Origin of the sequence: Bradyrhizobium sp. Bra64, assembly GCF_024519875.1 — a bacterium.
Lineage (GTDB): Bacteria > Pseudomonadota > Alphaproteobacteria > Rhizobiales > Xanthobacteraceae > Bradyrhizobium > Bradyrhizobium japonicum_G.
In genome coordinates this window covers 1,159,038-1,176,531 of sequence record NZ_JALJRD010000001.1, presented here as the reverse complement: position 1 = coordinate 1,176,531, position 17,494 = coordinate 1,159,038, and the positions used below count along the sequence as shown (strand labels likewise).

Below are 17,494 nucleotides of genomic sequence, written 5' to 3'. Positions count from 1 at the left end.
AGCGACTTCTCTACTGTGCATGGGGTTGTTTTCGCATTTTCTACTTTTGCCTCTGCGCCGGCCCTCCCGATCCCGATTGCAACTGGCCCGCATCCCGCTACGCTGATGCGGGCCACGCGACCGTCCCATCCGAGGTGATCCCATGCCGATCCAGCATTTCGCGCCCCCGCCGCACGTCAAGGCGCCGCCGCTGTCCTTTGCGACGCGCGCCGGCGATCTCCTGTTTGTCTCCGGCATTCCCGGCTTCGACGCAGCCGGCGCGCTGCCCGACGGGTTCGAGGCGCAGTTCGCCAACGTCGTCGTCAACATCAAGCGCGTGCTGGACGAGGCCGGCGCTGGTATTCGCGACCTCGTCAAGGTCAACGTGCTCCTGACCCGCGCCTCGGACGTTGCCGCCATGAACGCGCTCTATGCCGGCGCGTTCGGCCCGCCGCCCTACCCTGCACGCACCACCTGCGTGGTGCAGGCGCTGCCCGGTCCGACGATGCTGATCGAGATCGAGGCAGTGGCGTCACTGGCGAAGTGAGTCACGCCTTGCACGTGTGACTTGCCGGGCACTCGGCCAAACCAAGTGCGCGGCTCCATCTGACATATCCGTGAACTGCCGCTCCCCGGCTTGCAAAGCACCTGCTTTTACCGCACGAATTTTCGGGTCACCCTTCCCCACAAGGAGATTATTTCATGCGTCGCGTTCTCGCCCTTTGTGCCGTTGCCGGCATCGCCACCTCCGTCTTCGCCGTGCCGGCCTCGGCCAAGGTCGGCTATTACGTGATCCGCTGGGACAACACCGGCATCTGCCAGGTCTGGAACGAGGACCTGAAGTACAAGCCGCTGCAGTGGGGCGTGTCGACCTACAAGGTCGTCAGCAAGCCGCTCCCGACCTTCACCGCGGCCTCGGACCTCCAGATCAAGCTGCGCGCGGAGCGCCGCTGCACGCTCTGAGCCTGACGCGCCAGATCGAATTCAAGGGGCGGATCGCGCGAGCGGTCCGCCCTTTTTCCTTTCGACGGGCCGCTGGTTTTCCCGGGCCAAATCACCCATTTCCGGCGCACGCGCTTTGAACCTGCCCCGCCGATGGAACTACTCACATCTTGTCCGGGGCGCGCACCCCCAAAGCGTCCCGCACCACCCCTCCCCGTCATTGTCGGGAGGCGCATCACAACTTTCATTTGAGGAGCTGATCATGCGTCGTATTTCCGTGCTGTGCGCTGCTGCGGGCCTTGCCCTTGCGGCCTTCGCAGCCACCAGCCAGGCCGAAGCCGGCTATCATCTGATCCGCTGGCAGAACGGCGGTTTCTGCCAGATCTGGGACGAGAGCATCCCGACCACACCGTGGCCCTCCGACTACGCTCGCGTCAGCGCGACCGTGCCGACCTTCGGCGACGCGCTCATGTTGAAGGACCATGCGTTGAAGGACGGCCACTGCAGCTGGTAAGATTTCGATCGGCGGACGACAAGGGTCGGGCAAGGATGCGATGCTAGCGTCCTTGCCCGATCGCGTTTCCAGCCACTCCTTGCGGGATCAATCGATGCGCACGCTCACCACGACGGCCGCCATATTCGGCGTTGCTTTCGCACTCGCCTCCGCAAGCCAGGCGCAGGCGCCGCAAACCTTCCGCGTGATCTCGCCGATCTTCGGTCAGCTCGTCAGCTTCGCGATGCCGTCGAATTTCGTCGTTGTGTTCGAGAACACCAAGGGCGGGCACTACATCCGCGAGGCGGTGCTGAAGGGCGAGACGCCCGAGCGCTGGACCCAGATGATCACCGTGACAGGCGAGAAGGGCATGACGCTGACGCCGGGTGCATCGCCGGAGAAATTCGCGGGCTCGATCGCCGGCGGCTTCATATCCGCCTGCCCCGACAGCTTCGCGGCAAAATCGCTCGGCGCCGCGAATTTCGGCCGCTTCGAAGGTTTTGTCGCGGTGATCGGCTGCGGCCGCATCGATAGCGGCCCGACCCGGCACACCGAGACCGCGCTGCTGGTCACGCTCAAGGGCGCGAGCGACTACTACACCATCCAATGGGCCGAGCGCGGCCCCGAAAGCGACGAGCCGCCGGTCAATGACGAGCGCTGGCAGGCGCGTCTGCGCGAGCTCAGCCCGATCGAGCTCTGCCCGATCGTCGCAGGTGAAGCTGCGCCCTATCCGAGCTGCGTGAACAAGAGCTGAGCGCTCTCACGCGTCCTTGTGCGCGCCGGGATGGATCAGGATATCGCGCGCGGCGGCGAGATCGATGAAGGCTTCCGCGCTGCCGCCCCGGTCGGGATGCATGCCCTTGGCGGCGCGGCGATAGGCCTGGTTGATGTCCTCGCAGGTGAGCTGCACCGCGAGCGGCAGGCCGAGCATCTTGCGGGCACGATCCTCGCTGGACAGATTCTTCGGCTTGGAATTGCGGCGGCCGAAGCGCGGCGCGGTCAGTTCATGAACGACGTCGAGAACCACGCCGATGCGGCGCTGGGCCGCCAGCGCGATGCCGTGATCGTCATTGTCCACGGCCTGTCGCAGCACCGGAAGCGCCTGCTCGGCCGCCTGGCGCAGCATGGTGTCGGTGCTCATCCGCGCGATCTCGGCGACGAGCCGGCCCGCCTCGGCCCAATCAGCCGGCTGCGCCGACCGCAGGCGTTCGAGAGCGAGTTTCCAGGATTCAAGCCGTTCCATCATGCGCGCAACGTTTAGCAATCAAGAACAGTATGCCAAGGCCGCCGTTTCCGACCCCTTAATTTCGAGTTAGCTTTTCATGAAACTTAGAAGCGAAATTGTCATGGCATTGCTCGCTAACCATATCGCCGTCGTCACGCCACCCACCGGATAAGCGGCCGGAGCCGGCACCGGTCAATTGAACTGATACGCGAGACCGAAGGTCGCGACGTGGCTGCGCAGCGTAACATCGAAAGTGTCGACGGTGTTGCTGGGCGCGAAGTGCGACGTTCGGCTGATCCTGTAAGTCGACGTGCCGAAATCGGCAAAGCCGTATTCGGCGCGTGCCAGCCAGTGATGGCCCAGCGCCGTCTCCAGGCCGCCGCCGATGGTCCAGCCGAGCTTCGTCGTGGAATTCGCTATCACCGACGGCGATAGATTGAACAAGGTCCGGCAGGGTGCGCTCCCGCAGGTCGAGGTCACCTCGTCATGCTGCCACGCAGCACCGCCGCTCGCGAATAGCAGCGTCGCCGGCGTCACCAGGAAGCCGAGACGCGCTCGCAGGCTCGCGTCCCATGTTGTCTTCACCACAAGGGAATCGGCGGCCTCGTGGAAGGTGCCGAAGGCAGGCGACACCGGATATCCGGCAAGCGTGGCGCTCCGGTCGGCAAAGCCGGCGTCGCCCTCGATACCGGCAACCCATTTGGGCGCGAATTGCCAGTTGACGCCGGCATAGGGGCTGGCGCGGAACGCGGTGCCGTTGAACGGCACGACATGCTCAGCAATCGGGATCGGCGCACCGCCAAACACTTCCGATCTCGCCGCCGCATTCGCCTGCAGCGCGCGGGCACCGAGACCAAGACCGAAATAGGGGCCGGTCCACGACGTCGCGATCGGCGCTGCCTTGGTGATCGCTGCCTGCGCTCCTGCCACGATCGGGTCGTCAAATTTGTAGGCCACGCCGAACGAGGCATTGTGAGTCCGCATTTTCAGATCGAAATTGTCCGAGGTCGGATTGAGGGGTGAACCGGAAGGGCCGGTTCGTGCAATGGTGAAAGGCGTCGCGCCGAAATCGGCATAGCGATATTCGGCACGTGCAATCCAGTTGCCGCCAAGCGCAGTCTCGATGCCGCCGCCGACGGTCCAGCCGGCCTGGATGCGTGAGGCCGAGATCACGGAGGGCGAGAGGCCAAAGTCAAGACAGCCGTCGATGGCACAGATCGAACTGAATTCGCTGCGCTGCCAGGCGACGCCGCCGGTCGCATAGGCCAGCGTGGCGGGTGTGAGCAGGAAGCCGAGACGCGCACGCAGGCTGGCGTCCCAATCGGTCTTCACCGTCAGTCTATCGGGCGGCCGGGCAAAGAAGCTGAAGCCGGGCGAGAACGCCTGCGACTGGCGCGTGGTCGACTGGTCGGCGAAGCCGACATCACCCTCAAGGCCTGCGACCCATTGCGGGGCAAATTGCCAGTTGAATCCGACATTGGAACTGGTGCGAAAGCCGAGCCCGTCGAAGGACGCGGCGGTCGGCCGGCCATCCGCCAGATTTTGCGGGATGCCGGCGATCGTCTCCGATGTCGTCGTGGCGTCGGTGCGCGAGGCGCGGAAGCCAAACCCGAGACCGGCATAGAAGCCGCTCCAGGGCGACGCCGCTGCCGGCGCGGCCTTGTCGACGGGCGCGGCCCCGATATCCGCCGCCAGGGCACGCCCCATCACCGCGAGCGCGATCAGCGCCGCACTTCCGCATGTGACTTTCTTCATGCGCCCCTGTCCCCATTGGCGCGCGGAATCGTCGCGGCCCCATATGTCCGGAACAAGATGTGAGGCCAGCGGCTCCAGACTTCTTGGACGCAAACGACCGCGGATTGGACAGGCACGAACCGGCGCCCTTTCTGCGGTGGCGTGGCATCTTTGCCACATACACAGGGGTGTCCTCGCCGCGATTGCATGAGGCGCGAGCGCCGCGCGACGTTTTCGTCGCTTCGGTTTTCAACTAGTCTTGCCGCCAACATTCGAAACAAACAGCCGAGGAAACCCCATGCCGCTTCTCCAAAACCACATCGCCGTCGTCACGGGCGCCGGGTCCGGCATCGGCCGCGCCATCGCGGCCGGCTACGCCCGCGAGGGCGCGCAAGTGGTGCTGCTCGATGTCAACGCCAACACCGTCGCGGAAGCCGCCTCGGAGATCCGCAAGGCCGGCGGCAGGGCCGAGAGCTTTGCGCTGGACGTGACAAGACGCGAGGATTGCTTTGCACTGGCAAAGCAAGTCGCCGACAAGGTCGGGCAGGTTTCGATCCTCGTCAACAATGCCGGCATCACCCGCCGCAACGCCTTCACCGCGGAGACCGAGACGGTGGCGAAGGACTGGAACGACATCATCTCGCTCAATCTCAACGGCGTCTTCAATATGACGCAGGCGTTCCTCAGCCCGTTGCGCGCAGCCAAGGGCCGTATCGTCAATATCGGCTCGATCCAGTCCTTCGTGCATCTGCGCACGCCGAGCTCGGCGGCCTACACCACCTCGAAGCACGGCGTGCTCGGCTTCACCAAGGCGCTCGCGGTCGAGCTCGGCAGGGACGGCGTGCGCGTCAACGCGATCGGGCCCGGCTTCATCGAGACCAACATCAACGCCAATGTGCGCGCCACCAATCCGGCGCTGGTGCAGGCCTTCGTCGACCACACCCCGCTGGCGCGCACCGGCAAGCCCGAGGACATCGTTGGCCCCGCAGTCTTCCTTGCCTCGGACCTGTCGTCTTACGTCACGGGAACGATCGTGATGGTGGATGGCGGATATCGAACGGTGTGAGCGATGGCTGCTTTTTGACGCGAAGTATGCTCGCGGGAATATGCAATCCGTGCCAATCGCGGCGGCTTCGGGGTATTCCTGAGGTCAATTGGTGCGATCGCCCGCGGTTAACCTTTCGTTAACCAAACCCGCCCACCGTAGATCTACGGCTTGGGGGTCGTTTGTTCTCGATCCGCTTCCAAAGACGGAAGCGGGCGTTGATCGGGGAGTGAGTCGATGACCACTGTTCATGTCGCTGCGTCCGAACCGGGCGCATATTTCCTTGCACCCAACCAGATCGTTCCATTGCTGATCGGCGCGACCGTCGGCGAGGTCGAGCGCGAGCTCGTGCTCCAGACGCTTGCGCGCTGCGACGGCAACCGGACGCGCGCATCGCGCGTGCTCGGCCTGTCGGTGCGGACGCTGCGCAACAAGATCAGGATCTATGCCGCTTCCGGCATCGAGGTGCCTGCCTATCACGACTAGCGCGTGACGTCAGTCCGCCTGCGACGCCTTGCGTGACGATGCACCGCGCGACCAGCGTCGCAGCTCGTGCCGCAGATGTGCGACGGCTAAGAGTGCAAGTGAGATGATCGCAACCGCCGCTGCGATCATCTCGATCGTGCGGAGCAGGAAGGCCGTCATGACCGCCCATGTCGGCTGCGGCTCCTCGGCGAATGCGACCGGCACGATGTCTGGCACCAGCAGGTGAGCGAGGCCGAGCGCGGCCACGAGGATGACAGCGAACAGGCAAAAGACGTTCCACGCTACGCGCATCGGTCGCTCCTTGCCGGGACTGCGCACGATCAATGACACGGCGCCTCGTGCCGCCGATTGATGTTGATCAAGCCCTGCGCATTGCCCGGGCGGAATTGCTGCCGTCGTCAAACGCCGCTAAGTAGCTTGCTTCCGGTCAAGGGAGCAGTGGCGTGGCAGACGAACAGAAACGGCAGGGACCGCGAGGGCGGCAGGGCGAACCGGGTCGGCCGGGCCCGCAGGGTCATCCGGGCAAGCGGGGGCCGGATGGCGCGCGCGGCAAGCCGGGACCGCAGGGCAAGCCGGGCCCGATCGGAAAGGCCGGACCGTTGGGCAAGCCCGGTCCGCAGGGCAAGCAGGGCGAAGCCGGCCCGCGCGGGGCCGCCGGAGCACAGGGATCGATCGGACCGCAGGGACCGGCGGGGCCGCAAGGCCCGCGCGGCGAACCCGGGCCGCCCGGCCCATTGCCGTCGATCGAGCAGGTGCTGCCGTGGCTCGATCAGCTTTTCGACGCCTGGGATGAACGCCGCCGCCAGCGCGAGCATGAAGCTGCCGAGCGCGCGGCGCTGGAGGCCGCCGTGCAGGAGGCCGACGACGTACCCCTCGATGACGAGGACGACGGCAGCGAAGGCGACGATCACAGGAAAAAGAAGAAAAAGAAGAAGCACGGCAACAAGGATTAGCGGCTACTGGTCCTCACGCCGCGGCAGCATGCCCATGCGCTCGAATTGCCAGCGCATGGCGCGGTACCAGAGATAGCCGACCGCCGCGCCGCACAGGGCGAGGATCACGACGTTCGCGCTCGAGAACGAACCGCTCCACCACATCATCCACGCGGTCCACAGCAGCGTGAAGGCGATGGCACCTGCTTTCAGCGGAAGAAGGGGGCGGTTCATGATCGTGCTCCGGGCTGTCAAAACCCCGGCGAGCATCATTGCAAGTTGAGGCGCTCCAGACCGTGAGCCAGGTCACGGAACGGACGTTCGATCCGCCTAACCGAAGCGCAGCCGCGAACGCTCCTTGGCCTTCTCCGCCTCGATCTCGCGGTCGCGCGCCGGCGCATGGGTGTGCAGCGACGTCAGGAGTTTTCGCGCGGCCTCCGAGACCTCCGCGACGGCGCGGTCGAAGGCGGCCTGGTTGGCCTGCGACGGCTTGTTGAAGCCGGACAGTTTTCGCACGAACTGGATCGCGCTGGCGTGGATCTCGTCCTCCGTCGCGGGTGGCTCGAAGTTGAACAACGTCTTGATGTTGCGGCACATGCAGGCTCTCCGGACATTTCCCTCGAGGACGATCGGCGGAAGGGAAATCCTACATCCTTCCGGACAATTCTGCTAAGTTCCGCCCCAACGCGGCCGCCGGATACGAGCCGCATGGGGAGAGAAACATGAAAGCTTCTTGCGCAGCGCTGTCGGCCATCCTGCTGTCCATCGCAATACCCGCCATGGCCGCCGACTACCCGGCGCCCAAGCAGGGCGACTGGATCGCCAGGGATTTCAAGTTCCACACCGGCGAGACCATGCCGGAACTGAAGCTGCACTACACCACCGTCGGAGAGCCGACCGGCCAGCCGGTGCTGGTGCTGCATGGCACCGGCGGCTCGGGCGCGAGCATGCTGTCGCCCGCCTTTGCCGGCGAGCTGTTCGGCGCGGGGCAGCCGCTCGACGCGTCCAGATATTACATCATCATCCCCGACAATATCGGCCATGGCAAATCGTCGAAGCCGTCCGACGGGATGAAGGCGGGCTTCCCAAAATACGATTACGACGACATGGTCGAGGCGCAATATCGCCTGGTGACGGAAGGGCTCGGGGTCAAGCATCTGCGGCTCGTCATCGGCAATTCGATGGGCGGCATGCACACCTGGCTGTGGGGCGAGAAATATCCGAAGGCAATGGACGCGCTGGTCCCGATGGCCTCGCAGCCGACCGAGATGGCGTCGCGCAACTGGATGCTGCGGCGGATCATGCTCGACACCATCCGCAGCGATCCCGACTACAATGGCGGCAATTACACCAGCCAGCCGCGCATGATGAAATACGCCGTCACCGCCTACGGCATCGCGAGCATCGGCGGAACGCTGGCCTATCAATCGCAGGCGCCGACGGCAGCCAAGGCCGACAAGATCGTCGACGAACGGCTGGCGACGCCGATCACGGCTGATGCGAACGACTTCGTCTATCAATGGGAGTCCTCGCACGACTACAATGCCGGCGAGAAGCTGGAGCAGATCGAGGCATCGCTGCTGCTGATCAATTCCGCCGACGACGAGCGCAACCCGCCCGAGACCGGCATCACGGACGCTGCGATGAAGCGGGTCAAGAACGGCAAGCTGTATCTGATCCCCGCAAGCACCGAGACCCGCGGCCACGGTACCACCGGCAACGCGAAATTCTATGTCGAGCAGATCAGGCAATTGCTGCAGACCGCACCGCAGCGGACGATGTAACGCGGCAGGCCGCTCGTATCGCAACGCATCATATGCGGCGCCTCGGCGCCGCATATTATTTGAGCATGCAATGAGCTGACAGCTCGGGCTTAATCGCATCAACGACACGAATCGAACGCGACGGAGGATCGCATGCACAGGCTCGCGCTGTGCGTTTGGCTGGCCGCGATGGCGCTGACGAGCGCCGCGTTCGCGTTTGACAATGGCCAATACGACCACGTGCCGCCCGACATACGCGCCTGGTTCAAGAGTGTGATCGCACCGAACGGCGTGCCCTGCTGCGACATTTCCGACGGCCATCGTACCGAGTACGATGTGCGGGGCGGCAACTATTGGGTGCCGATCGAGGGACAATGGATGGAGGTGCCCGACCGCGCCATCATCCGCGACCGCGGCAATCCGGTCGGACAGGCCGTCGTGTGGTACGTCCACCACCGCGGCGCCATCATCATCAGCTGCTTCGTGCCGGCGGATGCGGTGTAGATCACTCAGGCCTTAAGGTCTCGCCTGGGCGCGGCCTCTACATATTCGATGTCATCGCCGAAATCGACGAGCGCGGCGCGAACGGACTTGGCGTCGGCCTCAGCGACGGTGAAGATCGCCGCGAGGTTTTGCCGCTTCTGGCCCGGAAACAGGTTCTCGGCGACATAGCCGGCATCGCCGAGCGTCTTGATGATCATGCGCCGCCGGCGCTGATCGACACGATCGTGGAATTTGAACTGCACGGACATACCGAGAAGCTAGCCGTTCGCGGCGCCCGTTCAAGGTCGCAGACCTATTTTCGTCCCTTCCTCGCTTTGGCTGTTTTCTTGCCGGTTTTCCTGCCGATTTTCCTGCCCGTCTTTGCACGGCCGAGCGCAGCGGCAACGTCCAGGAGGCCGGCACCATATTCTTGCGTGAAATCCCTTCCCCGCATCGCCGGCAATTTCGTCGCGGTCGCGATCAGGCGCCTGGCGACCGCAAGCCCGGCCGCCCTGGATTTCGGCCTGTTGATATAGACGAGTGCGGCGGCACCCGTGACATGCGGCGTTGCCATCGACGTTCCGGGCCAGGAATCGTAGCTGGTATGGTCGGCGAAGCTTGCCTTCACCCGGGGTACCGTCGACAGGATGTTGACCCCCGGGGCGACCAGCTTGATGTGCTTCCCCGTGTTGGAGAACGAGGCGCGCCGATGGGACTCGTCGACGGCGCCAACTCCGATCGTGTCCGCGTAGCCCGCCGGATACTCCTTCGGGTTGCCGTCCTCGAACTCGTTGCCCATGGCGGTGGAGATGACGACGCCGGCATCGATCAGTTCGGCGAAGATCGTCGCTTCCGCCTTCGAATGGTCCTCACCCCCAATGCTGAGGTTGATGACCTTGATGCTGGAATCGAGCGCAGCCGCGAGCGCCTTGCTGTAGAACTCGAAGTTGAAGTTCTCGTCGTCGCCTGGGCGCTTGGGATCGTCAAACACCTTCCAGCAATGCAGACGGCAATTGGCCACGCCTGCGATGCCGGCCGAATTATTGACCACGGCCGCGATCGTGCCGCTGACATGGGTGCCATGGCCGAGGAAATCGCGCGCGACGTTGCCGTCGTGACGATATTCCTCGATCGTTTCTGCGAGATCGGGATGTCGGGCGTCGACACCACTGTCGAGCACGGCAACGTGAACCCGCCCCGCACCTGGCCGCGGTCTGTCGAACCACCTGATGGCGCGAAGGCCCCACTGCCGAATCTTCATGGGATCGGCCGCGGCACTGAGCCATCGGTTGGGAACGGGCTCGACCAGGTCCACCGCCCTGGAGGCACGCAGGCGCTTCAGGACTCCTTCGTCCATCTTCCTGTCCTTCACCTGCACGATCTGAAATCCGGCCAGCGCCTCCCGCGGAGCCGCCGTTGCGGAGCGTGCCATCGCGCGATGAACCGCGGCCAAAGCCATCGCCTGCGGCCGCGCGGGTGCATCACCGCCATCGACCACGAACAGCGGCTTCATCGACTGAAGCCCGAGCTTGTCGTGCAGAAAATCGATCGGACCTCTGACTTCATCGGGCATCGCGGCCATCAGCGCACGCGGCGTCGTCGCCTGAAGTGACATCGCCACGATCTGCCGCACGGCGGACGGCTTCAACCGAACGATCAACTGTCCCGGGACGTGCTTGCGACGGCGCGGCCCATCGCCCGCGACCCGCATTGCCTGCGTGGGGGCCATGGCGAATTCCTTTCTTTAAAATCGAAAAATTATCTCACGCGTTATAAGCGAAATTGGTATTCAACGCTACCTGAACCATCCGATTGTGCTACTCCCGCTCGCTGCGACATTCGGTGGTCACTCCCTGCCGCGCATGCTATTTCGGCTGATGGATATCAATCGCACCAACGATCGGACACGCACCGTCATGCGCTTCGTTCTCGCGGCATTCTATCTGGCTGCGGGCATCGCGCATCTCTGGGTTCCGGACAAGCTGCTCGCAATCACGCCGCGCTGGGTCCCCTTTGCGATGCAGGTCATCCTCGTCACCGGCGTCTGCGAGATCGCAGGTGCCATCGCGCTGGTGACGAAGCCGCTGCGCTGGTGGGCGGGCGTCGCACTTGCGCTCTATGCGCTTTGTGTGTGGCCGGCGAACATCAGGCACGCCCTGCAGGGCATCGACCTGCCACCCATCCCCAACAGTTGGCTGTACCACGGGCCACGGCTGGTGCTTCAGCCGGTCCTGATCTGGTGGGCTCTGTATTGTGCTGGCGTGGTCGACTGGCCGTGGCGCCGTGAGAAATGGGATAGCGACCAGGCCGGGGAATGATATCCTCGAGCCTCCAATCAGGGAGACCTTCGTGACTGATCTTTGCGCCGAAGACCTCGCCACCATCTATGCCAAGCCGAGCCCGCGCGTGATCGCCAAAGCGCGTCCCGCGATAGATGCGCATGCGAAGAAATTCATCGAGATGTCGCCGTTCTGCGTGCTCGCGACCTCTGGCACCGATGGCAGCGTGGACGCGTCGCCGCGCGGCGGCGGCATCGGCTTCGTCCACGTCGCCGGCCCCAACCAGTTGCTGATGCCCGACCGCTCCGGCAACAACCGGATCGACAGTTTTCGCAACGTCGTCGAAGGCTCGGGCTTCGTACATTTGTTGTTCTTCGTGCCCGGCATCGACGAGACGCTGCGGGTCGGCGGACGCGGCACGCTGTCGGCCGATCCGGACCTGCTCGCCTCGATGGTGGAGTTCGGCAAGCCGCCGCGCGCGGTGCTGAACGTCGCCGTCAGCGAAGTCTATTTCCACTGCGGCAAGGCGCTGATGCGCTCGAAGCTATGGTCCCCGGAGAAGGTGCCGCGCTCGGTGATGCCGAGCATCACCGAAATCATCCACGACCAGACCAGCCTCGGCGAGCCGGACAGTCAGGAGATCGTGGAAGGGCGCTACAAGGCGCAGCTGTAGGCGGCGCAGCCAGCTTTGTGTCGTGCCGGCGAGGCCGGGACGATACGGGAGTGTGTGGCGACCTCAGGGCTCAGTGCCCCTCGCCCTCGAGCCCGCCGACGTGCTTCTGGGTGTAGAGTTCGAGGCCGATGCGGCCGATCAGGTCGAGCTGGGTTTCGAGGAAGTCGATGTGATGCTCCTCGTCGCTCATCAGCTTCTCGAACAGGTCACGCGTGACGTAGTCCTTGACGCCGTGGCAGTAAGTCGCCGCTTCCTGGTACAGGGCCCGCGCGCTCATCTCGGCGGCGAGGTCGCACTCGATGATCTCCTTGACGTTCTGGCCGATGCGCAGGGGATCGAGCACCTGCATGTTCGGGAAGCCGTCGAAGAACAGGATGCGCGCGGTGAGCTTGTCGGCGTGCTCCATTTCCTCGATGGACTCCTTGCGCCAGACCTTGGCCATGTCGAGGAGGCCCCAATTGTCGAGAAAGCGGTAGTGCAGCCAGTACTGGTTGATCGCAGTCAGTTCGTGACGCAGTGCCTTGTTGAGATAGTCGATAACTTTTGCGTCGCCCTGCATGGTTCACTCCAGCTCTTGCAGTCCAAATCGGCTCTAAACCGAATTTAGAACGCTTCTAAATGAGTTTAAAGATGGGAGCAACCGGCTACGGGGACGCAGCCGGGGGAAAAGCTCAGCCGAGGGGCGGAAGATTTCAGCAGGCCGCGAGGGCGAACTGGGCAGGCTCAGCCGTCTCGTCGTTGGCTGCTACCGTGTGGCTGTGCGGGCAGCCGGAGCAGCAAGACTTGGCACAGGGGCCGAGCGCCTCGTCGATGATGGTCTTGATCGTCCGCGCACAGCGGCCGCATTCGGCGCTGCAGCCGAGGCACCCGTAGATCTGCTTGGCATGGCGCACGGCGTCGTCGGACTCGGCGACGGCGGCGCGGATGTCATCATCGCTCAGCACGTTACAGGAACAAACGATCATGGAAGCGGAAGGCCCTTCGGTGATGCGCCATCATCGATATTTAAGGGGCCGCCCGGATGCAAAAGGAAAAACCGGAATTTGAAGCTATTCCAAACTAGCCCGGAAACAGCCTAGAACGGCTCTAAAATAGCGAGTTGCGCTGGATCAAGATTGCGGAGGACCTAGTCGCCGCCACCGCCTCCCCCACCGTCGCCACCTCCGCAATCCCCGCCACTGCTGCCGCCATCGCTCGTGGAACAGCTGCCGCCGTCGGTCGAGCTTCCCGAACTGTCGCTGGAGAACCAGCTTCCAAGCGAGAAGCCGTCGCTGGTTCCCGAATAGCTCTCGCTGCTTCCCCCATCGCCACCGGTCGCAGCGCGGGAGCGCCGGACGCGGTTCTGGAGGTGGGTGAACCAGCCGTAGCCGATCGCGAACGCGATCCCGGCGGCGATCAAAGCATTCATCATCGTATTGCCCATCATCCCCGCCTGGCGGAGTGCCCGATCCATATTATTTGGTCGCACCCGGCAAAGGTGCCGTTCATTGATCATTCAAACGAAGTATGGAACTCTGGTCCCCAAAGAGTTCCGCGTATGAAGAGGTCAAGCCAATGAAGAAGTCGCTCCTGGCGGTCGCTGCCGTCGCCACCCTGGCCCTGACGGCCGTAACGCCAGCCCACGCGCAGCGCGGCGTCGCTGCGGGCGTGGCCGCCGGAATCATCGGCGGTGCCATTGTCGGCGGGGCGCTGGCTTCTCCGTATTATTACGGACCCGGTCCCGCCTATGGATATGGTCCGGGCTATGGCCCCGGCTACTACCCGCCCCGCTATTACGCGCCGGGTCCCGGCTATGTCGCCGACGACTATTACGGCAACGGCTGCGTCTGGCAGAAGCAGCGCTTCTGGGACGGCTATGGCTGGCGCGTCCGCCGCGTCAGAGTCTGTGGCTGAGGCGACTTGAACCGCTTAAACCGCTTGCTGGTCCGGTTCACTACGGATGCGCCGTTCATCTCGGGGCCTGAAAAAGACCGCTTTTTCTCGTCACAGCTCCGTGTGCGTTTACCGCGGATTGACCATTTGCGCGCTTCCTAGCTGCAAGGCCAATCCCATCAGAGTCTGCGTGAACCTTTGAACCCCGGGCGCTTCTAACAAGGAGCGTCCACCTCTCAGGAGAGCCAAGAGCATGAAGAAGACTTTAGTTGCCGCCCTCACGGTTGCGACGATCGCCGGTTCGCTGGTGACCGCCACGCCGTCCGCCCAGGCCCGTGACGGCGTCGGTGTCGGCATCGCGGCCGGCCTGATCGGCGGCGCGATCGTCGGCGGCGCCATCGCGTCGAGCCGTCCGGCCTATGGTGGTCCGGTTTACGTGGCCGAGCCCGGCCCGCCGCCCCCGCCCTGCTATTGGCAGCGCCAGCGCTATTGGGACGGCTATGGCTGGGTCGTTCGCCCGGTTCGCGTTTGCTATTGATCTGATCGCAAGATCTGATCGTCAGGCGCCTCCGCGCCGCGATCGAAGCCCGGCCGAAACCATCGGCCGGGCTTTTTTCTTTGGCGAAGAGCTGCGTCGCTACCGCGCCGCCTGGATCGAGCGCAGCACCTCTTCGCTCGGCCAGCAATCGACCTTGAGACCTGCCGACTTCTGATAGGCGCCGAGCGCGGCGCGCGTCTGCATGCCGGCCTTGCCGTCGATCTTGTCCTTGTAGAGCCCGACGCGCGTGAGCCCGCGCTGCATGGTCTCGACGTCCTTGGTGCGCAACTGCTTGGAGGCCGACCAGGCCGTCGCGAACGGCAACGGGCTGGTCATGCTGTCACTGAGATGGCCGACGAACAGCACATAGAGGTCGGAGAAATTGTATTCCTTGATGACGAAGTAGTTCTTCGTGGTCAGGAATGACGGACCGTAGATGCCTTCCGGCTGGAGCAGCGAGGCCGGCTGCGCCTGCTCGGCGGCGCTGAGCTTTTGTCCACGGACCGGCACAAAGCCTTCGCGCAGCCACTGGCCGATCGGCTTCGTCACCTCGGGCACGCCGGCGGTGCAATCGACCTTCGCCGGCGCCTGCACCTCGTAGGCCCAACGCACGCCGTTCTGCCAGCCCTTGTTGACGAGCTGCTGTGCGGCCGATGCCAGCGCATCCGGCACCGAGTGCCAGATGTCGATACGGCCGTCGCGGTCGAAATCGACGCCGTGCTTGTAATATTCCGACGGCAGGAACTGCGTGAGCCCGGTGGCACCGGCCCAGGACGAGCGCATGTCCTTGCGCGTCACCGCGCCCTCGCCGAGGATCTTCAGCGAGAGGATGAACTCGTTGCGATAGGTGTCCTTGCGGCGGCCGACATAGGCCTGCGTCGCCAGCACGCGCACGAGGTCGTAAGGCAGCGTGTAGCGGCCGTAATCGGTCTCGCGACCCCAGATCGCGAGCATGACGGACGCAGGCACACCGGAGTTTCTCTCGATCTCCGTCAGCGCCGGACGATATTTTTGCATCAGCCGCTGTCCCTCACCCGCAAGCCGCGCGATCGAGGCTTCCTTGACGTAGTCAGCCGGCACCTGAACGAACTCGGCCTGCGACGGCGCACCCGTCGCGGGCCGTCCCGGCAAAATCAGATCAGGCAGCTTGTAATCGGGCTCGAGCCCGCGCGTCTCTCGCTCGAACGTCGCACGCGACACGCCGGCGGCCTGCGCCTCCGGCCAGAGCGAGGCGATGAATTGCGTGAAAGCGGCATCGGCGGCGCGGGCGGACGACCATCCGCAGGTGATCACGATCACCGCAGCGATGAGCATCCGCCGCATCATGCCCGGATCACCGCGTCAGCTTCTTGTACTTCACGCGGTGCGGAATGATGCTGTCCTGGCCGAGCCGGCGCATCTTGTCCTTCTCGTAGTCCTGGAAGTTGCCTTCGAACCATTCGACGTGGCTGTCGCCTTCGAAGGCCAGGATATGGGTCGCGATGCGGTCGAGGAACCAGCGATCATGGCTGATGATGACGGCGCAGCCGGCGAAATCCTCCAGCGCCTCTTCGAGCGCACGCAGGGTGTCGACGTCGAGGTCGTTGGTCGGTTCGTCGAGCAGCAGAACGTTGGCGCCGGACTTCAACATCTTGGCGAGATGCACGCGGTTGCGTTCACCGCCCGATAGCGCGCCGACCTTCTTCTGCTGGTCGGCGCCCTTGAAGTTGAAGGCCGAGCAATAGCCGCGCGAGTTCACTTCCTTCTTGCCGAGCAGGATCAGCTCGTTGCCGCCGGAGATCTCCTCCCAGACGTTCTTGCTGCCGTCGAGCGCGTCGCGCGACTGGTCGACATAGCCGAGATGCACGGTCTCGCCGACTGTGATGGTGCCCTTGTCCGGCGCTTCCTGCTTGGTGATCATCTTGAACAGCGTGGTCTTGCCGGCGCCGTTGGGGCCGATCACGCCGACGATGCCGCCGGGCGGCAGCTTGAAGGTGAGATCGTCGATCAGCAGGCGATCGCCAAAGCCTTTGCTGAGGCCTTCGAAATCGACCACGTTGGCACCGAGCCGCTCGGCGACGGGAATGATGATCTGCGCAGTCTGGGTCTGCTTCTCGCTGGCCTGCTTGAGCAGATCCTCGTAGCGCTGGTAACGCGCCTTGGACTTGGCCTGACGCGCCTTCGGCGACGAGGCGACCCACTCCTGCTCGCGGGCCAGCGTCTTCAGGTGCGCGGCGTCCTCGCGTCCCTCCTGCTCGAGCCGCTTCTGCTTCTGCACCAGCCAGGACGAGTAATTGCCCTCGTAGGGAATCCCCTTGCCGCGGTCGAGCTCGAGGATCCAGCTCGTGACGTTGTCGAGGAAGTAGCGATCATGGGTGACGATCAGGATCGCGCCGGGATAATTGCGCAGATGTCCTTCCAGCCATGACACCGACTCCGCGTCGAGATGGTTGGTGGGCTCGTCGAGCAGCAGGAGTTCGGGCTGGTCGAGCAGCAGCTTGCACAGCGCGACGCGACGGCGCTCACCGCCGGACAGTTTCGTCACGTCGGCATCGTCGGGCGGACAACGCAGTGCGTCCATGGCCTGATCGACCTTGCTGTCGAGATCCCAGAGGCCCTGGGCCTCGATCTCGTCCTGCAGCTTGGTCATCTCGTCGGCCGTCTCCTCGGAATAGTTCATCGCCAGCTCGTTGTAGCGATCGAGGATGGCCTTCTGTTTGGCGACGCCCAGCATGACGTTCTCGCGCACGGACAAGCTGGCATCGAGGTGCGGTTCCTGTTCGAGATAGCCGACGCGGGCGCCCTGGGCGACCCAGGCCTCGCCATTATACTCCTTGTCGAGGCCGGCCATGATCTTGAGCAGCGTCGACTTGCCCGAGCCGTTGACGCCGAGCACGCCGATCTTGGCGTCCGGGTAGAAGCTCAGATGGATGTTGTCGAGCACCTTCCGGGTCGGATAGCTCTTGGTCAGGCCCTGCATGAAATAGATGAACTGGCGCGCCATCGGTCCCGAAAACCTTCGATTTGAGGAAATTTGCTTGCCGCCGATGTAGCGATCCCGCCCCCAAAGG

The 17,494-nt window shown here is 64.1% G+C and carries 25 protein-coding genes; 13 read left to right on the top strand and 12 right to left on the bottom strand.

The features are described from left to right. Positions 1–142: 142 nt before the first annotated feature. From NR187_RS05670 to NR187_RS05655, 4 genes are all read left to right on the top strand, one after another. On the top strand, positions 143–526 hold the full coding sequence (locus NR187_RS05670; protein WP_211384438.1) for a RidA family protein: 384 nt from the start codon (positions 143–145) through the stop codon (positions 524–526). Positions 527–681: 155 nt separating this feature from the next. Beyond that, positions 682–942, top strand: coding sequence for a hypothetical protein (locus NR187_RS05665; RefSeq protein ID WP_211384437.1), 261 nt, complete (start codon positions 682–684; stop codon positions 940–942). A gap of 241 nt (positions 943–1,183) precedes the next feature. Continuing rightward, entirely contained in the window at positions 1,184–1,435 is a 252-nt protein-coding gene (locus NR187_RS05660) for a hypothetical protein (RefSeq protein WP_211384436.1), read from the top strand. 94 nt (positions 1,436–1,529) lie between these two features. Further along, a complete protein-coding gene (locus tag NR187_RS05655) occupies positions 1,530–2,168 on the top strand; it encodes a hypothetical protein (RefSeq protein ID WP_256805950.1) in 639 nt (212 codons plus the stop codon). A gap of 6 nt (positions 2,169–2,174) precedes the next feature. On the opposite strand, the gene NR187_RS05650 is transcribed toward NR187_RS05655, so the two are convergent. Then, on the bottom strand, positions 2,175–2,660 hold the full coding sequence (locus NR187_RS05650; RefSeq protein ID WP_256805948.1) for a J domain-containing protein: 486 nt from the start codon (positions 2,658–2,660) through the stop codon (positions 2,175–2,177). A gap of 171 nt (positions 2,661–2,831) precedes the next feature. Further along, positions 2,832–4,394 carry an outer membrane protein gene (locus NR187_RS05645; RefSeq protein ID WP_256805947.1) on the bottom strand — a complete coding sequence of 521 codons (1,563 nt, stop codon included), beginning with the start codon at positions 4,392–4,394 and terminating at the stop codon, positions 2,832–2,834. A gap of 277 nt (positions 4,395–4,671) precedes the next feature. On the opposite strand from NR187_RS05645, the gene NR187_RS05640 reads away from it, so the two are divergent. Beyond that, complete coding sequence (locus NR187_RS05640; RefSeq protein WP_256805946.1) at positions 4,672–5,439, top strand: SDR family NAD(P)-dependent oxidoreductase; 768 nt, start codon at positions 4,672–4,674, stop codon at positions 5,437–5,439. A gap of 216 nt (positions 5,440–5,655) precedes the next feature. After that, positions 5,656–5,904, top strand: a complete 249-nt coding sequence (locus NR187_RS05635; protein WP_211384431.1) for a helix-turn-helix domain-containing protein — start codon at positions 5,656–5,658, stop codon at positions 5,902–5,904. A gap of 9 nt (positions 5,905–5,913) precedes the next feature. Here the strand turns inward: NR187_RS05635 and NR187_RS05630 are convergent, their stop codons facing one another. After that, positions 5,914–6,195: a hypothetical protein gene (locus tag NR187_RS05630; RefSeq protein WP_211384430.1), complete on the bottom strand. Its 282-nt coding sequence runs from the start codon at positions 6,193–6,195 to the stop codon at positions 5,914–5,916. Positions 6,196–6,347: 152 nt separating this feature from the next. Between NR187_RS05630 and NR187_RS05625 the strand changes: the two genes are divergently transcribed. Beyond that, on the top strand, positions 6,348–6,857 hold the full coding sequence (locus NR187_RS05625; protein WP_256805945.1) for a collagen-like protein: 510 nt from the start codon (positions 6,348–6,350) through the stop codon (positions 6,855–6,857). A 3-nt stretch (positions 6,858–6,860) separates the two neighbouring features. On the opposite strand, the gene NR187_RS05620 is transcribed toward NR187_RS05625, so the two are convergent. Further along, complete coding sequence (locus NR187_RS05620; RefSeq protein ID WP_211384428.1) at positions 6,861–7,070, bottom strand: hypothetical protein; 210 nt, start codon at positions 7,068–7,070, stop codon at positions 6,861–6,863. 96 nt (positions 7,071–7,166) lie between these two features. After that, the gene (locus tag NR187_RS05615; RefSeq protein WP_211384427.1) at positions 7,167–7,433 is read right to left on the bottom strand and encodes a DUF2277 domain-containing protein; all 267 of its coding nucleotides are present in this window, start codon (positions 7,431–7,433) and stop codon (positions 7,167–7,169) included. A gap of 125 nt (positions 7,434–7,558) precedes the next feature. On the opposite strand from NR187_RS05615, the gene NR187_RS05610 reads away from it, so the two are divergent. Continuing rightward, the gene (locus NR187_RS05610) at positions 7,559–8,620 is read left to right on the top strand and encodes an alpha/beta fold hydrolase (protein WP_211384426.1); all 1,062 of its coding nucleotides are present in this window, start codon (positions 7,559–7,561) and stop codon (positions 8,618–8,620) included. Between the two features lie 132 nt (positions 8,621–8,752). Beyond that, a complete protein-coding gene (locus tag NR187_RS05605; protein ID WP_256805944.1) occupies positions 8,753–9,103 on the top strand; it encodes a hypothetical protein in 351 nt (116 codons plus the stop codon). A gap of 5 nt (positions 9,104–9,108) precedes the next feature. Here NR187_RS05605 and NR187_RS05600 read toward each other — a convergent pair whose 3' ends face one another. Both NR187_RS05600 and NR187_RS05595 read right to left on the bottom strand, forming a co-directional pair. Next, a complete protein-coding gene (locus tag NR187_RS05600) occupies positions 9,109–9,351 on the bottom strand; it encodes a hypothetical protein (RefSeq protein WP_211384424.1) in 243 nt (80 codons plus the stop codon). Positions 9,352–9,395: 44 nt separating this feature from the next. Then, positions 9,396–10,811 (bottom strand): S8 family serine peptidase, encoded by a 1,416-nt coding sequence (locus NR187_RS05595; RefSeq protein ID WP_256805943.1) that lies wholly within the window; start codon positions 10,809–10,811, stop codon positions 9,396–9,398. Between the two features lie 187 nt (positions 10,812–10,998). Between NR187_RS05595 and NR187_RS05590 the strand changes: the two genes are divergently transcribed. After that, on the top strand, positions 10,999–11,400 hold the full coding sequence (locus tag NR187_RS05590) for a DoxX family protein (RefSeq protein ID WP_249129123.1): 402 nt from the start codon (positions 10,999–11,001) through the stop codon (positions 11,398–11,400). 31 nt (positions 11,401–11,431) lie between these two features. Beyond that, on the top strand, positions 11,432–12,034 hold the full coding sequence (locus NR187_RS05585; RefSeq protein WP_211384421.1) for an MSMEG_1061 family FMN-dependent PPOX-type flavoprotein: 603 nt from the start codon (positions 11,432–11,434) through the stop codon (positions 12,032–12,034). Between the two features lie 70 nt (positions 12,035–12,104). On the opposite strand, the gene bfr is transcribed toward NR187_RS05585, so the two are convergent. The 3 genes from bfr to NR187_RS05570 form a co-directional block, all read right to left on the bottom strand. After that, the gene (gene bfr / locus NR187_RS05580) at positions 12,105–12,593 is read right to left on the bottom strand and encodes a bacterioferritin (RefSeq protein WP_011089420.1); all 489 of its coding nucleotides are present in this window, start codon (positions 12,591–12,593) and stop codon (positions 12,105–12,107) included. Between the two features lie 133 nt (positions 12,594–12,726). Beyond that, positions 12,727–12,999 carry a bacterioferritin-associated ferredoxin gene (locus NR187_RS05575; RefSeq protein ID WP_195802814.1) on the bottom strand — a complete coding sequence of 91 codons (273 nt, stop codon included), beginning with the start codon at positions 12,997–12,999 and terminating at the stop codon, positions 12,727–12,729. Between the two features lie 161 nt (positions 13,000–13,160). Next, on the bottom strand, positions 13,161–13,457 hold the full coding sequence (locus NR187_RS05570; protein ID WP_256806208.1) for a hypothetical protein: 297 nt from the start codon (positions 13,455–13,457) through the stop codon (positions 13,161–13,163). 131 nt (positions 13,458–13,588) lie between these two features. On the opposite strand from NR187_RS05570, the gene NR187_RS05565 reads away from it, so the two are divergent. Both NR187_RS05565 and NR187_RS05560 read left to right on the top strand, forming a co-directional pair. After that, a complete protein-coding gene (locus NR187_RS05565; protein WP_211384420.1) occupies positions 13,589–13,927 on the top strand; it encodes a hypothetical protein in 339 nt (112 codons plus the stop codon). Between the two features lie 232 nt (positions 13,928–14,159). Next, the gene (locus NR187_RS05560) at positions 14,160–14,444 is read left to right on the top strand and encodes a hypothetical protein (protein ID WP_211384419.1); all 285 of its coding nucleotides are present in this window, start codon (positions 14,160–14,162) and stop codon (positions 14,442–14,444) included. Between the two features lie 99 nt (positions 14,445–14,543). On the opposite strand, the gene NR187_RS05555 is transcribed toward NR187_RS05560, so the two are convergent. Beyond that, positions 14,544–15,770: a lytic murein transglycosylase gene (locus tag NR187_RS05555; RefSeq protein ID WP_211384418.1), complete on the bottom strand. Its 1,227-nt coding sequence runs from the start codon at positions 15,768–15,770 to the stop codon at positions 14,544–14,546. A 7-nt stretch (positions 15,771–15,777) separates the two neighbouring features. Further along, entirely contained in the window at positions 15,778–17,427 is a 1,650-nt protein-coding gene (gene ettA, locus NR187_RS05550; RefSeq protein WP_211384417.1) for an energy-dependent translational throttle protein EttA, read from the bottom strand. Positions 17,428–17,494 lie beyond the last annotated feature (67 nt).

Coding starts and splice junctions, on each gene's coding strand:
- NR187_RS05630 (WP_211384430.1), bottom strand. CDS start 6,195: ATGCGCGTAGCGTGGAACGTCTTTTGCCTGTTCGCTGTCATCCTCGTG.
- NR187_RS05645 (WP_256805947.1), bottom strand. CDS start 4,394: ATGAAGAAAGTCACATGCGGAAGTGCGGCGCTGATCGCGCTCGCGGTG.
- NR187_RS05655 (WP_256805950.1), top strand. CDS start 1,530: ATGCGCACGCTCACCACGACGGCCGCCATATTCGGCGTTGCTTTCGCA.
- NR187_RS05640 (WP_256805946.1), top strand. CDS start 4,672: ATGCCGCTTCTCCAAAACCACATCGCCGTCGTCACGGGCGCCGGGTCC.
- NR187_RS05575 (WP_195802814.1), bottom strand. CDS start 12,999: ATGATCGTTTGTTCCTGTAACGTGCTGAGCGATGATGACATCCGCGCC.
- NR187_RS05600 (WP_211384424.1), bottom strand. CDS start 9,351: ATGTCCGTGCAGTTCAAATTCCACGATCGTGTCGATCAGCGCCGGCGG.
- NR187_RS05650 (WP_256805948.1), bottom strand. CDS start 2,660: ATGATGGAACGGCTTGAATCCTGGAAACTCGCTCTCGAACGCCTGCGG.
- NR187_RS05605 (WP_256805944.1), top strand. CDS start 8,753: ATGCACAGGCTCGCGCTGTGCGTTTGGCTGGCCGCGATGGCGCTGACG.
- NR187_RS05610 (WP_211384426.1), top strand. CDS start 7,559: ATGAAAGCTTCTTGCGCAGCGCTGTCGGCCATCCTGCTGTCCATCGCA.
- NR187_RS05620 (WP_211384428.1), bottom strand. CDS start 7,070: ATGAACCGCCCCCTTCTTCCGCTGAAAGCAGGTGCCATCGCCTTCACG.
- NR187_RS05615 (WP_211384427.1), bottom strand. CDS start 7,433: ATGTGCCGCAACATCAAGACGTTGTTCAACTTCGAGCCACCCGCGACG.
- NR187_RS05660 (WP_211384436.1), top strand. CDS start 1,184: ATGCGTCGTATTTCCGTGCTGTGCGCTGCTGCGGGCCTTGCCCTTGCG.
- NR187_RS05565 (WP_211384420.1), top strand. CDS start 13,589: ATGAAGAAGTCGCTCCTGGCGGTCGCTGCCGTCGCCACCCTGGCCCTG.
- NR187_RS05560 (WP_211384419.1), top strand. CDS start 14,160: ATGAAGAAGACTTTAGTTGCCGCCCTCACGGTTGCGACGATCGCCGGT.
- NR187_RS05635 (WP_211384431.1), top strand. CDS start 5,656: ATGACCACTGTTCATGTCGCTGCGTCCGAACCGGGCGCATATTTCCTT.
- NR187_RS05570 (WP_256806208.1), bottom strand. CDS start 13,457: ATGGGCAATACGATGATGAATGCTTTGATCGCCGCCGGGATCGCGTTC.
- NR187_RS05555 (WP_211384418.1), bottom strand. CDS start 15,770: ATGATGCGGCGGATGCTCATCGCTGCGGTGATCGTGATCACCTGCGGA.
- NR187_RS05670 (WP_211384438.1), top strand. CDS start 143: ATGCCGATCCAGCATTTCGCGCCCCCGCCGCACGTCAAGGCGCCGCCG.
- bfr (WP_011089420.1), bottom strand. CDS start 12,593: ATGCAGGGCGACGCAAAAGTTATCGACTATCTCAACAAGGCACTGCGT.
- NR187_RS05595 (WP_256805943.1), bottom strand. CDS start 10,811: ATGGCCCCCACGCAGGCAATGCGGGTCGCGGGCGATGGGCCGCGCCGT.
- NR187_RS05590 (WP_249129123.1), top strand. CDS start 10,999: ATGCGCTTCGTTCTCGCGGCATTCTATCTGGCTGCGGGCATCGCGCAT.
- ettA (WP_211384417.1), bottom strand. CDS start 17,427: ATGGCGCGCCAGTTCATCTATTTCATGCAGGGCCTGACCAAGAGCTAT.
- NR187_RS05665 (WP_211384437.1), top strand. CDS start 682: ATGCGTCGCGTTCTCGCCCTTTGTGCCGTTGCCGGCATCGCCACCTCC.